Raw genomic sequence first — 12,529 nt, 5'->3', positions numbered from 1 at the left:
CGGGAGCGCGCCGGAGGCCGGGGTGCGGCCTGCTTCCGCGTGCTCGCTCCGCTCGCTCATTGTCGTACTACTTCCGCAGCTCGATGACGGTCTTGCCGATGCGGATCGGCGCGCCCAGCGGGATCGGCGTGGGAGTCGTCAGCCGGGAGCGGTCCAGGTAGGTGCCGTTGGTGGAGCCGAGGTCCTCGACGATCCACTGACCGTCGCGGTCCGGGTAGATCCTGGCATGACGGCTGGAGGCGTAGTCGTCGTCCAGCACGATCGTGGAGTCGTGCGCCCGGCCCAGCGTGATCGTCTGCCCCTGCAGCGCGACCGTCGTGCCGGTCAGTGTGCCCTCGGTCACCACCAGCTTGGCGGGGGCGTTGCGGCCGCGCCGGCCGCCGCCCTGCTGGCCGCGCTGCTGCGGGGGCGCCGACTGCTGCCGGGCCGCCTGCTGCCGGCCCTGCGCTTGCGCACGCCCGGCCTCCCTGCGCGATCCGCGCTGGGTGACCCGCGTACCGAACAGGTCGCTCCGGATGACCTGCACGGCCACGATCACGAACAGCCACAGTACGGCCAGGAAACCCAGCCGCATGACCGTGAGGGTCAGCTCTGACATTGCCCCCGCTTCACCCTTCGGCTTGCCTATAGATAACGGTGGTGCTGCCCACGACGATCCGCGAGCCGTCGCGGAGCGTAGCGCGGGTGGTGTGCTGCCCGTCCACCACGATGCCGTTGGTGGAACCGAGATCCTGGATCGTCGAGGGCGTTCCGGTCCGGATCTCGCAGTGCCGGCGGGAGACGCCGGGGTCGTCGATCCGCACGTCGGCGTCGGTGCTGCGGCCCAGCACCAGCGTCGGGCGGGAGATCTGGTGGCGGGTGCCGTTGATCTCGATCCAGTAGCGGGTGCGCCCGCCGCTCGCCGGGGCGGCCGCGGGCCGCTGGGTGGCGGGCTGGGGGTATCCGTAGCCGCCGGGGCGGGCGCCGGGCGGCGGTGCGGCCGGCATCGGGGGCGCGCCGGCGGGCGCGGCGGGCGGATAGCCGTACCCGCCCGGGCCGCCCTGCCCGGGACGGCCGGGGACCGGGGCCGCGGGGGCCTGCTGTCCCTGCTGGCTGCTGGAGGAGGCGAGGGTGCGCGAGCGCACCCGGTACAGGCCGGTGTCGAGGTCGTCGGCCTTCTCCAGGCTGACCTTGATCGGTCCCATGAAGGTGTAGCGCTGCTGCTTGGCGTAGTCGCGCACCATGCCGGCCAGCTCGTCGCCGAGCTGCCCGGAGTACGGGCTGAGGCGCTCGTAGTCCGGCGCGCTCAGCTCCACGATGAAGTCGTTCGGTACGACGGTCCGGTCACGGTTCCAGATCGTGGCGTTGTTGTCGCACTCACGCTGGAGCGCGCCGGCGATCTCCACGGGCTGGACCTCGGACTTGAAGACCTTGGCGAAGGTGCCGTTCACCAGACCTTCGAGACGCTGCTCGAACTTCTTCAGGACTCCCATGGGGCACCTCCTCCGTCCTTGCCGTTGCCTTGCCCTGCTGTGTGGCCGCTGTCTTGCCTGTACTGCCGGTTCCGCTGGTGCTGCGCACTGATCGTATCTACGCGTCCGGCAATCAGCCGGTTCCCCCAGCGGCTCCCCTTCGAACTCCCGGTGCGCAGTCCCGCTGCCATGGATCGTAGAGGGGGGCGAAGACCAGTGTCCCGCACCTGGCTGTGGACCCGGCCCGGCTCCTGGGGAGATGCCGGGGAACGGTACGAGGTTGATACGTGAACCGAGTCTCCTTGATACGTGGGGGAGGGATGGGGCGGGTAGGAGGGGGCGGTTGGGGGCGTTGTGGGGGGACGGGTTTGGGGATCGGGGCGGGGCGGTGGATGGGGTGTTGTGGGCTTGGGGCGGGGGTCGGTGGGGAGTTGGTGGTTCGGGTGGGGGCTGACGGGGGTCGTGGCGGGCCTGGGTGGGGGCCTGGTGGGGTCGTGGCGGGTCCGGGGCTGTCTCGGGGGTCCGGGGCTGTCTCGGGCCGGAGGGAAGCGATGTGAACCCACCCCGTACGACGTGCTAATGTTCTGGGTGTCGGAAGGGGCCGGCCCGAAAGGGCGGGAACCGGAAGACACACCCAATGCGCGGGTGGCGGAATAGGCAGACGCGCTGGATTCAGGTTCCAGTGCCCGCAAGGGCGTGGGGGTTCAACTCCCCCCTCGCGCACAGAGACGAGACGGGTCTCTGTCGGTGACGGAAGTCACCGGCAGGGGCCCGTTTCGGCGTTGTGGGCCCGTTTCTTATTGTGTCCCGGTTTGTGATGAATCGCACAGACTGGTGGCGGACGTAGGGGACCCATCTGTGAGCTATCTCACGAGCGAGGCCGACGATGCCTCCTGTCGCCGCCGGCTCCCTCACCGCAAACGCGGCGTCGTCTTGCCTCCGTTGAGGCAACTTCTCGCCATCTCGTGGTCCATTCTTCCGGACGTTTGGCAATGATTGTTGGCAACTACTTGCCAATGGCTGGGCAACCGCCCTACCGTTGCTGTCGTTCGCCGCGCGGACCCCTCGCGGCCGACCCGAAAATCCACGGGAATAGGAGCGCACGATGCAGAAGTTCGACACCCCCGCCCCGGTCTCCGTCGTCCTGGACATCCCCGCCGGACGCGTCCGGTTCATCGCCGCCGACCGTGCCGACACCACCGTCGAGGTCGGGCCCGCCGACCCGGCCAAGAGCCGCGACGTGAAGAGCGCCGATCAGACAGAGGTCGCCTACGCCGACGGCGTCCTGCGGATCCGCGTCCCCGAGCCCCGCAACCAGCTCTTCGGCCCGTCGGGATCCATGGAGGTCACGGTGCAGTTGCCTGCCGGCTCCAGCGTCGAGGCCAAGACCGGCAGCTGTGAACTGCTGACCGTCGGCCGTCTCGGCGACGTCGCCTTCGACGGCGCGTACCGGCGGATCGAGATCGACGAGGCGGCAGGCGTGCGCCTCAGGGCGGTCGACGGCGACGTCCAAGTCGGCCTGCTCACCGGCCCCGCGGAGATCAGCACCGCACGGGGCGACATCCGGATCACCGAGGCCGCGCGCGGCACGGTCGTGCTGCGCACCGGCTCCGGCGACATCACCGTCGGCGCCGCCGCCGGGGTCTCGGCCGTCCTGGACGCCGGCACCACCCACGGCCGTATCAGCAACGCCCTGAAGAACGACGGCACCGCCGAACTCGACATCCGTGCCACCACCTCCCACGGCGACATCACCGCCCGCAGCCTCTGAAGGAACAGAACCAGGACCCTCCGGCTCACAGCCTGTGGACGGAGGGGGCCGGCCGGGTCGTGCGGGGCCGGTCCCCGGTTCTCCCGCGGTTCAGGTATCCAGGGTTCAGGACCGGCTCGGCTGGCACCGCGGGCACCACACGGTGCCCCGGCCCCCCAGCCGGGAGCGGCGCAGGTGGGTGCCGCAGCGGGGACAGACCGGGTCGGGGTCGTCGCGATGGCCGGTGAGCCACCCGTCGCGCGGTGGCACGCAGCCGGCGTTGACCGAGGAACGCAGCGTGCGCCGCATGTGGGAGTACAGGTGCCGGCGTTCGCTCTCCGTCAGATCACCGGCCCGGGTGCCGGGGTGCAGCCCGGCACGCCACAGGATCTCGTCGGCGAGCAGATTGCCGAGCCCGGCCAGGACCGACTGATCGGTCAGCGCGGTCTTGATGTGACCGCGGCGCGCGCGGAGCCCGGCCTCGAAGTCCTCACGGTCCACTGCCAGCGCATCGGGACCCTGACGGTCCAGCAGCCGGGCGACGCCGGAGTCGTCGTCGGCCAGCCACAGGCCCTGGAGCTTGCGCTGGTCGCGGTAGCGGAGCTGGCGGCCGCCACCCAGGTAGAACAGGACGCGGTCGTGGGCCTCGACGGCGTCGTCGGGATCGGCGCAGAGCAGCCGACCGGTCATACCGAAGTGCAGCAGGACGGTCGGGCCGCCGGTGTGAGCGAGCAGCCACTTGCCGTGCCGCTCCGGCTCGGTGAACCGCCGGCCCTCCAGTGCCTCGCGGAGCCGCCGTGCGCTCACCCCGTGCAGGACGCCCGCGTCGCACACGTCGACGCGGCGGATCTCCCTGCCCTTCGCGCAGGACACGAGCACCCTGCGGAAACCCTCGACGTCCGGCAGCTCAGGCACGGCGGACGCCACCCTGCCGACTGACGACGCCCTGCGCTTGACGGGGGCACGACGATCGAGCCGGAGCCGGAGCCGGAGCCGGAGCCGGAGCCGGAGCCGTAGCTGGAGCCGTAGCGGCTGGGGGCGCGGTCCCTCGTTTCTGTCTCGGGGCCATGGCAGCCTCCTCGCTGCGCCGGGCCTGTGCCGACACGGATGGCGATTCCGAAGGCGGGGGTGTCGTGGGGCGCGTCGCGCCGGGCTCGCGGGGACCGTGGGTACGACGCTGCCGACGGCCGTCCACCCGAGTGCCCTCCGCGTCGCCGTTCGTACCGTGCCAGGCCGTCATCCACAGGGTCTGACGCGTTCCGGGCGTCCGCTGTACCGTCTGCACGAGTTGATGTTCGTGTGGATGTTCGTGCCGAAGGGCGTTCGGGGGAGGCGGTCGCGGTGACCGGAACCGGTGGGGAAGTGCTGGCGGACACGGTGGACCAGGAGACGCGCCGGCTGCCGCGGGTGCGCGGGTTCGCCCAGTGGCCGCGGCAGGGCTCGCCCAGGGACGAGGGCAAGGCGCTGCGGACGAGCGTGCCGCGCGGCGCGCACCGCACGCTCGACCTGGACCCCTCCCGCCCCGACGCGGTGAGCGCCGTCATCGAGTCCAACGCCGGCCGTATCGAGGAACTGACCCCCATCCGCGTCGGACGGATGGCCGCGACCCCGTTCGCCTTCCTGCGCGGCTCGGCCGGACTCATGGCGTACGACCTGGCCCGCACCCCCATGACCAGGATCGGCACCCAGATATGCGGAGACGCGCACGCGGCCAACTTCGGCCTGTACGGCGACCACCGCGGCGACCTCGTCATCGACCTCAACGACTTCGACGAGACCGTGTACGGCCCCTGGGAGTGGGATCTGAAGCGGCTCGCCGCCTCCCTGGTGCTCGCCGGGCGGGAGGCCGGCGCCGACGAGGACACCTGCCGTACCGCCGCGCGGGACGCGGGCGGCGCCTACCGCCGCACCATGCGCCTGCTCGCCAAGCTGCCGGTGCTGGACGCGTGGAACGCCATCGCGGACGAGGAACTGGTCTCCCACACCGACGCCCACGATCTGCTCGGCACCCTGCAACGGGTCTCCGAGAAGGCCCGGGCCAACACCAGCGGCCGGTTCGCGGCGAAGTCGACCGAGGAGGCGGCGGACGGCGGACGCCGTTTCGTGGACGCCTCACCGGTCCTGCGCCGCATCCCGGACGCCGAGGCGGCGGCGGTCGCCGCGTCCCTGGAGGAGTACCTGACGACGCTGCCCGAGGACCGGCACCCCCTGCTCGCCCGGCACGCCGTCCACGACGTGGCCTTCCGCGTGGTCGGCACCGGCAGCGTCGGCACCCGGTCCTATGTCGTCCTGCTCCTCGACCACCGCGAGCAGCCGCTGGTCCTCCAGGTGAAGGAGGCCCGCCCCTCCGCGCTCGTCCCGCATCTGGCCACGGCCGGGTTCGAGACGCCGCCGGTGGCGCACGAGGGCCGACGGGTCGTCCTCGGCCAGAAGCGGATGCAGGTGGTCAGCGACATCCTCCTCGGCTGGACCACGGCCGGTGGCCGGCCCTTCCAGGTCCGCCAGTTCCGCAACCGCAAGGGCAGCGTCGACCCCGCCGCCCTCGCCGCCGACCAGATCGACGACTACGGCCGGATGACCGGCGCCCTGCTGGCCCGCGCCCACTCCCACGGCGCCGACCCCCGCCTGATCGCCGGCTACTGCGGCAAGAACGAGGAACTGGACGAGTCGATAGCCACATTCGCGGTCACCTACGCCGACCGCACCGAGGCCGACCACGCGGAACTGGTGACGGGCATCCGAACGGGACGCATCGCGGCGGAGCTGGGCGTGTGAGGCGGGGGCTGGGCTCCCCACCCGGCAGACCACCGACAGCCCTACGGCACCCCGCCGCATCTCCACCCCCTACCCTGTTCGCGTGACGACCCCCGATGCCGAACAGTCCCCGCGCCCCGAGGAGCGGCTCGAACAGGCCGTACTGGCCGCCGAGCAGGCGTTGATCGAGTACGAGATCGCCGTGGAGACGTTCCGCGTCGAGGTCGAGAACTTCTCCCGGCTGCACGAACAGCGGCTCGGCCCGCTCTACACCCGCATCGAGGTGCTGGACGCCGAGATCGCCGAGGCCAGGGCCGCCCGCACCGGCGACCCGGAGGACATCAGCCGCGCCGAGGAGGCCCGCGCGCGGATCCTGCCGATCCCCGGCGTGGAAGAGCTGTTGCACGGCTGGATGGACGGCCACGGCCTCTTCCCGGAGGCCGCCGCCATGCTGAGCGACCAGGCCGTACGGCCCCCGGAGCGGGTGCGGCCCAGCGAGGAGGCCCGCAAGCTCTACCGCGAGCTGGCCCGCAAGGCGCACCCCGACCTGGCACAGGAGGAACCGGAGCGGCAGCGGCGTGAGGAGTTCATCACCCGCGTCAACGCCGCCTACGCCCGCGGCGACGAGACCCTGCTGAAGGAGCTGGCCGAGGAGTGGGCGGCCGGCCCGGTGCCGCCCGAGCGGCGCCCGAGCCCCGCCGAGGAGCTGTACGCCCGCCTCGAATGGCTCGCCCAGCGCAAGGAACTGCTCACCCTCGTCGCCCGTGAACTGGAGGAGGGCGCCATCGCCGGCATGCTCCGGCTCGCCCCGGACGACCCCGACGGGCTGCTCGAGGAGATCGCCACCAAGCTGCGCTCCGACATCGCCCAGCGCGAGGCGGAACTGGCGGCCCTGCTGGAGCAGGGCTGAGCCTGGAGCAGGGCCGAGCCGCGGCTCGGCCCGGCCGGCTCCGGGCAGCTTCGGGTAGCGTCGGGGGCATGAGTTTCGGAGCTGGTGTGCCCACGGTCGAGGTCGCGGACCTCAAGGACAGCGACTTCCTGCTGGACGTCCGCGAGGACGACGAGTGGCAGGCGGGCCACGCCGAGGGGGCGCTGCACATCCCCATCAGCGAGTTCGTGGCCCGCTACGGCGAGCTGACCGAGGCCGCCCCGCGGGACGGCCGTGTCCACGTCATCTGCCGCTCCGGCGGCCGCTCGGCGCAGGTCACCATGTACCTGGTCCAGCAGGGCATCGACGCGGTGAACGTCGACGGCGGCATGCAGGTCTGGCAGGCCGCGGGCCGCCCGGTGATCACCGACGACGGCCGGCCCGGCTTCGTGCTGTAGCAGCTTCCCCGTGTCCCCGGGGGCCGCGCGGTCAGCCCAGCGGATGGGCGGCCAGCAGATCCCCGAGCCTCTCCTCGTGCGCCGCCGCCGGGCCGAGCGCCAGCTCCAGGTGCTTGGCCCAGGCGTGATAGCGGTGCAGCGGACAGTCGGTGTCGGCGCCGAACCCGCCGTGCAGATGCTGCGCCGTCTGCACCACCCGGCGCACCCCCTCCGCCGCCCAGATCTTCGCGACCGCGACATCCCCTGAGGCGGGCAACGCCCCCGGCGCCCCTGAGGCGATCCGCCAGGCGGCCTGCCAGAGGGTGGCCTCCATGGCGCGCAGATCGATGTACCGGTCCGCGGCCTGCACCGCCACCGCCTGGAAGGTCGCGAGCGGGTACCCGAACTGCTCCCGCTTTCCCGTGTACTCGGCGGTCATTCTCAGCACTCGCTCGCCCAGCCCGAGAGCCAGCGCGCAGTTGCCGGTGACAAGCAGCGCGTACAGCCACTCCCAGGCGCCGTCGGCCTCGATGACGTCGTCCGCGTCGATCCGCACGGAGGTGAGCCGCAGCTCGGCCAGCCGCTCCCCACTGGTGGACACCTGCTCGGCGAGCACCACCCCGTCCTGCTCGCGCGCCACCAGCGCGAGCACGGTCCGCTCGGCAGCCGCGCCCTCGGGGTGCGCCGGTACGACGACGAGATCTGCGTCGTACGCCCACGGCACCGCCGTCTGCACCCCGTCCAGCACCCAGACCGGACCGTCCCGCCGCGCGCCGACGGCCAGTTCGGCCGGGTCGTGGCCACTGCGGCCGTTCGCCGCGACGGTCAGCACCAGCTCACCCCGTCCAGCTCGCGCGAGCACGCGCCCCGCCAACTCCGCGCCACCGTAGGCCTGTACGGCCGCCGCCGCCGCGCTGTGCTCCAGCAACGGCACCCGCGCGAGCACCTTGGCGGACTCCCGCAGCACCAGGCACAGCGCGATCGCGTCCAGACCGGAACCGCCGTGCGCCTCGTCGAGCAGCAGACTCAGCAGGTCCGCCTTGGCCAGCCGGGACCACAACTCCCGGTCGAAGCCCTCGGCCACGGCACCGGTGGTGAGCGCTGGGCTGGGCACCGCGTCCGGTGCCACACCGGCGAACACCCCGCACGCCGCCTCGGCCGCCGCCCGCTGCTCCTCGCTGAAGGTGAAGTCCACGGCCTGTCCTTCCGACGGGGTGGGTGTCGGTGATCTGACGAGGCGTCAAGATAGAACAGGTTCTAGGAGAAGGGAATGGTGTGGAGTCTTCGGTGTTCCTGGGGCCCCTCCCCCTCCCCCCACCCTCCCCACCCCCGCTGATCGTGCCCGCCGAGTCGGCGCACGCCCCGCTCAGCGATCGAAGTCCAGCTCCACCTGCTCTGTCAGCGGATGCGACTGGCAGGCCAGTACATAGCCGGCTTCCGTCTCCTCCGACTCCAGGGCGAAGTTGCGGTCCATGCGGACCTCGCCGGAGACCAGGAAGGCACGGCACGTCCCGCACACGCCGCCCTTGCACGCGTAGGGCGCGTCGGGGCGGTTGCGCAGGACCGTCTCCAGCAGCGTCTCGCCGTCGCGCACCGGCCAGGTGCCGCCGCGTCCGTCGAGCCGGGCGGTGACCGTGCTGTGCGCGGGTGCCTGGGCGGTGGCGGCCGGGGGCGAACCCGCATCCACGTGGAAGATCTCCTGGTGGATGCGGGACCGGTCCACGCCCAGTTCCCGCAGCGCCTGCTCGGCGCCCCGCACCAGCCCGTACGGCCCGCACAGGAACCAGCCCGCGACCTCACCCACCGGCAGCAGCGCGGGCAGCAGCCCGGTGAGCCGCTCGCGGTCGAGCCGGCCGGACGGCAGACCCGCCTGCTGTTCCTCGCGGGAGAGCACGGTCACCAGCTGGAGCCGCTCCGGATAGCGGTCCTTCAGGTCGGCGACCTCCTCCAGGAACATCGTCGTGGCGGCCGTGCGGTCGCTGCGTATCAGGCAGAACCGGGCGGCCGGCTCGCGGGCCAGCAGTGTGGAGACGATGGACAGCACCGGGGTGATGCCGCTGCCGCCGACGACCGCCGCGTACAGTCCCGGCGCAGGTTCCAGGGTGAAGCGGCCGGCCGGGGTCATCACCTCCAGGACGTCGCCGACGTTGATCTCCTTCAGCGCGTAGGCGGAGAAGGCTCCGCCCTCGACGAGCCGCACGCCCACCCGTAGGGTGCCGGGGCCCGCGCCGGCCGGGTCGGGCGCGGGGGAGCAGATCGAGTAGGTGCGCCGTATCTCGGTGCCGTCGACCTGTCGGCGCAGCGCCAGGTGCTGGCCGGGTGAGTGCCGGTACTCCTCGCGCAGTTCGGGCGGGACGGTGAAGGTCAGGGCGACGGAGTCGTCGGTGATCCGGTCGACCTCGGCCACCGGGAGCGGGTGGAAGCGCGCCATCACAACTCCTTGAAGTGGTCGAAGGGTTCACGGCAGGCGAGGCAGCGGCGCAGTGCCTTGCACGCGGTGGAGGAGAACCTGCTGAGCAGCTCGGTGTCGGCGGAGCCGCAGTGCGGGCAGCGGACGGGCTCGGCCTCCGTCGATGCTGGGCGTGTCGGTCCGAGGGTCAGCGGCACCGGGCCGGACGCGCTGCGCACCCGTGGGGGAGCGATGCCGAACTCCTGGAGTTTGCGGCGCCCTTCGGGGCTGATGTCGTCGGTGGTCCAGGCGGGGCTGAGCACCGTGCGGACCGTGACCTCGTGCATGCCGTGGGCGCGCAGCACCCGTTCGATGTCCACGCTCATCGCCTCGATGGCGGGGCAGCCGGTGTAGGTGGGGGTCAGGTCGACCTCGACCGTGCCGGGGCCGTGGAGACGCACCGCGCGCACCACGCCCAGCTCCTGGAGCGTGAGCACCGGCAGTTCGGGGTCGGGCACCGAGCCGGCCAGCTCCAGCAGTTCCGTCTCCAGGGCGGTGGTGGTCACCATGTCGCCCCCGGGTGGCTGCGGTGCAGATGCTGCATCTCGGCGAGCATCCGCCCGAAGGGTTCGGTGTGCAGGCCCTGGCGGCCGGCGCCGGCCGACCACGCGCCGGTGCGCGGTCCCTCGGGGAGGGGGAGTGTGGCCTGGCCGAGGACGTCCTGGACGGACTCCTGCCAGCGTTTGTCCAGGCGGGTCCAGTCGGCGTCGAGGCCGTCCACCGGCTGGAACATCTCACCGGTGAACTTCCACAGGGCCTGGCAGGCGCGGCGCATCCGCTCGTGGCTGGTCTCCGTGCCGTCGCCGAGGCGGAGGGTCCACTGCTCGGCGTGGTCGCGGTGGTAGGCGACCTCCTTGACCGCCTTGGCGGCGAGGGGCGCGAACGGCCCGTCGGTCATGGCCAGTTCGGCGTAGAGCAGGTGCTGGTAGGTGGAGAAGTACAGCTGGCGGGCGATCGTGTGGGCGAAGTCGCCGTTCGGCTGCTCGACCAGCTGGAGGTTGCGGAAGGCCCGCTCCTCGCGCAGGTAGGCCAGTTCGTCCTCGTCGCCGGCCATGGACAGCAGGACCCGGGCCTGGCCGAGCAGGTCGAGGGCGATGTTGGCGAGGGCGACCTCCTCCTCCAGGACGGGGGCGTGCCCGGCCCACTCCCCCAGCCGGTGGGAGAGCACCAGGGCGTCGTCGCCGAGGGCGAGGGCGGCTGTCACCGGGACGGTGGCGGGGCCGGTGGCGGTCACAGGTGCTTCACCCCTTCCGGGATCTCGTAGAAGGTCGGGTGCCGGTAGGGCTTGTCGGCGGCCGGCTCGAAGAAGGGGTCCTTCTCGTCCGGTGAGGACGCGGTGATCGCGGTGGCCGGGACGACCCAGATGGAGACTCCCTCGCCGCGGCGGGTGTACAGGTCGCGGGCGTTGCGCAGGGCCAGCTCCGCGTCGGGGGCGTGCAGGCTGCCGGCGTGGGTGTGGGAGAGGCCGCGCCGGGAGCGCACGAAGACCTCCCACAGGGGCCAGTCGGTGGTGCTCATGCTCGCTCCGCTCCTGTCGCGTGTGCTGTGTCGTTGCCTGTCTCAGCGGTGCTGGTCGCGCCGGGCGTGCTGCCAGTGCCGCCGGTGCGCTTGGTCGCGTAGGCGGCGGCCGCTTCCCGCACCCATGTGCCCTCGTCGTGGGCGCGCCTGCGCTGGGTGATCCGCTGTTCGTTGCACGGGCCGTTGCCCTTGAGGACCTCCCAGAACTCCGTCCAGTCGATCGGGCCGAAGTCGTAGTGGCCGCGTTCCTCGTTCCACCGCAGGTCCGGGTCGGGGAGGGTGAGGCCCAGGGACTCGGCCTGGGGGACGCAGATGTCGACGAAGCGTTGGCGCAGCTCGTCGTTGGAGTGGCGCTTGATCTTCCACTCCATCGATTGTGCGGAGTGCTGGGACTCGTCGTCGGGTGGGCCGAACATCATCAGGGAGGGCCACCACCAGCGGTCGACCGCGTCCTGAGCCATCGCGTGCTGTTCCGGTGTGCCCTTGCTGAGGGCCAGCAGCAGTTCGTAGCCCTGGCGCTGGTGGAAGGACTCCTCCTTGCAGATCCGCACCATCGCGCGGGCGTACGGGCCGTAGGAGCAGCGGCACAGCGGGACCTGGTTGGTGATCGCGGCGCCGTCCACGAGCCAGCCGATGGCGCCGACGTCGGCCCAGGTCAGGGTCGGGTAGTTGAAGATCGAGGAGTACTTCTGGCGGCCGCTGTGGAGCTTGCCGAGCAGTTCGTCGCGGCTGGTGCCGAGGGTCTCGGCCGCGCTGTACAGGTAGAGGCCGTGGCCGGCCTCGTCCTGGACCTTGGCCATGAGGATCGCCTTGCGGCGCAGGGAGGGCGCACGGGTGATCCAGTTGGCCTCCGGCTGCATGCCGATGATCTCGGAGTGCGCGTGCTGGGCGATCTGCCGGACCAGGGTGGCGCGGTAGGCGTCGGGCATCCAGTCGCGCGGTTCGATGCGTTCGTCGGCTGCCACGGCCGCGTCGAAGGCGTGTTGGAAGGCCGCCGTGTCGGCGGTGTCCGGTGCGCCGTCCGCCTGTGTGCGGGCCGTGTGCTGCGCGGCTGCTGTGGCCATGCGGTCCCCCTGACCTCGGGCTCTGCGGTGGACTGTCCCGACCGATCGTTCGGTCCGTGCGCATCAATGGTGTGCTGGGCCGGCGTGGGGTGTCAACCGCTGTGGAAAACTCCGGTGGGCAGCCTGTGGACAACGTGCGGAAGCGGGGGTAGGGCGGGGTGCCGGGCCGTACACGTGGTGAGGACCACGGCCGTGGCTCGTACCCGGGGCTGCGCCCGGCGGCCGGGGCTGAGTACCG

The 12,529-nt window shown here is 72.0% G+C and carries 13 protein-coding genes and 1 tRNA gene; 5 read left to right on the top strand and 9 right to left on the bottom strand.

Annotation, left to right across the window (positions count from 1 at the left end):
* Positions 1–67 precede the first annotated feature (67 nt).
* Both ACZ5NH_RS16270 and ACZ5NH_RS16265 read right to left on the bottom strand, forming a co-directional pair.
* Positions 68–598, bottom strand: coding sequence for an FHA domain-containing protein FhaB/FipA (locus ACZ5NH_RS16270; RefSeq protein ID WP_388622877.1), 531 nt, complete (start codon positions 596–598; stop codon positions 68–70).
* A gap of 10 nt (positions 599–608) precedes the next feature.
* Positions 609–1,472 (bottom strand): FhaA domain-containing protein, encoded by an 864-nt coding sequence (locus ACZ5NH_RS16265; RefSeq protein ID WP_468775727.1) that lies wholly within the window; start codon positions 1,470–1,472, stop codon positions 609–611.
* Between the two features lie 618 nt (positions 1,473–2,090).
* Between ACZ5NH_RS16265 and ACZ5NH_RS16260 the strand changes: the two genes are divergently transcribed.
* Positions 2,091–2,174 (top strand) — tRNA-Leu (locus ACZ5NH_RS16260).
* A 382-nt stretch (positions 2,175–2,556) separates the two neighbouring features.
* Positions 2,557–3,222, top strand: a complete 666-nt coding sequence (locus tag ACZ5NH_RS16255; RefSeq protein WP_468775725.1) for a DUF4097 family beta strand repeat-containing protein — start codon at positions 2,557–2,559, stop codon at positions 3,220–3,222.
* Between the two features lie 105 nt (positions 3,223–3,327).
* Here the strand turns inward: ACZ5NH_RS16255 and ACZ5NH_RS16250 are convergent, their stop codons facing one another.
* Positions 3,328–4,116, bottom strand: coding sequence for an Fpg/Nei family DNA glycosylase (locus ACZ5NH_RS16250; protein ID WP_388622886.1), 789 nt, complete (start codon positions 4,114–4,116; stop codon positions 3,328–3,330).
* Between the two features lie 426 nt (positions 4,117–4,542).
* On the opposite strand from ACZ5NH_RS16250, the gene ACZ5NH_RS16245 reads away from it, so the two are divergent.
* The 3 genes from ACZ5NH_RS16245 (at position 4,543) to ACZ5NH_RS16235 (ending at position 7,281) form a co-directional block, all read left to right on the top strand.
* Positions 4,543–5,976 (top strand): DUF2252 domain-containing protein, encoded by a 1,434-nt coding sequence (locus ACZ5NH_RS16245; RefSeq protein WP_468775723.1) that lies wholly within the window; start codon positions 4,543–4,545, stop codon positions 5,974–5,976.
* Positions 5,977–6,058: 82 nt separating this feature from the next.
* Complete coding sequence (locus tag ACZ5NH_RS16240) at positions 6,059–6,865, top strand: hypothetical protein (RefSeq protein WP_468775721.1); 807 nt, start codon at positions 6,059–6,061, stop codon at positions 6,863–6,865.
* An 86-nt stretch (positions 6,866–6,951) separates the two neighbouring features.
* Positions 6,952–7,281: a rhodanese-like domain-containing protein gene (locus ACZ5NH_RS16235; RefSeq protein WP_468776186.1), complete on the top strand. Its 330-nt coding sequence runs from the start codon at positions 6,952–6,954 to the stop codon at positions 7,279–7,281.
* Positions 7,282–7,312: 31 nt separating this feature from the next.
* Here ACZ5NH_RS16235 and ACZ5NH_RS16230 read toward each other — a convergent pair whose 3' ends face one another.
* The 6 genes from ACZ5NH_RS16230 to paaA all read right to left on the bottom strand — a co-directional run bounded on the left by ACZ5NH_RS16230 (position 7,313) and on the right by paaA (position 12,291).
* Complete coding sequence (locus ACZ5NH_RS16230) at positions 7,313–8,455, bottom strand: acyl-CoA dehydrogenase family protein (RefSeq protein ID WP_468775719.1); 1,143 nt, start codon at positions 8,453–8,455, stop codon at positions 7,313–7,315.
* A gap of 171 nt (positions 8,456–8,626) precedes the next feature.
* Positions 8,627–9,691 carry a 2Fe-2S iron-sulfur cluster-binding protein gene (locus tag ACZ5NH_RS16225; RefSeq protein ID WP_468775717.1) on the bottom strand — a complete coding sequence of 355 codons (1,065 nt, stop codon included), beginning with the start codon at positions 9,689–9,691 and terminating at the stop codon, positions 8,627–8,629.
* Complete coding sequence (paaD, locus tag ACZ5NH_RS16220; protein ID WP_468775715.1) at positions 9,691–10,218, bottom strand: 1,2-phenylacetyl-CoA epoxidase subunit PaaD; 528 nt, start codon at positions 10,216–10,218, stop codon at positions 9,691–9,693. The genes ACZ5NH_RS16225 and paaD overlap by 1 nt, the downstream gene beginning before the upstream one ends.
* Positions 10,212–10,943, bottom strand: coding sequence for a 1,2-phenylacetyl-CoA epoxidase subunit PaaC (paaC, locus tag ACZ5NH_RS16215; RefSeq protein WP_468775713.1), 732 nt, complete (start codon positions 10,941–10,943; stop codon positions 10,212–10,214). Before paaC ends, paaD begins: the two co-directional genes overlap by 7 nt.
* Positions 10,940–11,227 (bottom strand): 1,2-phenylacetyl-CoA epoxidase subunit PaaB, encoded by a 288-nt coding sequence (paaB, locus tag ACZ5NH_RS16210; RefSeq protein ID WP_190016117.1) that lies wholly within the window; start codon positions 11,225–11,227, stop codon positions 10,940–10,942. Before paaB ends, paaC begins: the two co-directional genes overlap by 4 nt.
* Entirely contained in the window at positions 11,224–12,291 is a 1,068-nt protein-coding gene (gene paaA / locus ACZ5NH_RS16205; RefSeq protein WP_468775710.1) for a 1,2-phenylacetyl-CoA epoxidase subunit PaaA, read from the bottom strand. The genes paaB and paaA overlap by 4 nt, the downstream gene beginning before the upstream one ends.
* Between the last annotated feature and the right edge of the window lie 238 nt (positions 12,292–12,529).

The organism is Streptomyces sp. NPDC031426 (assembly GCF_055581585.1).
This window is presented reverse-complemented; position numbering and strand designations above follow the sequence as displayed.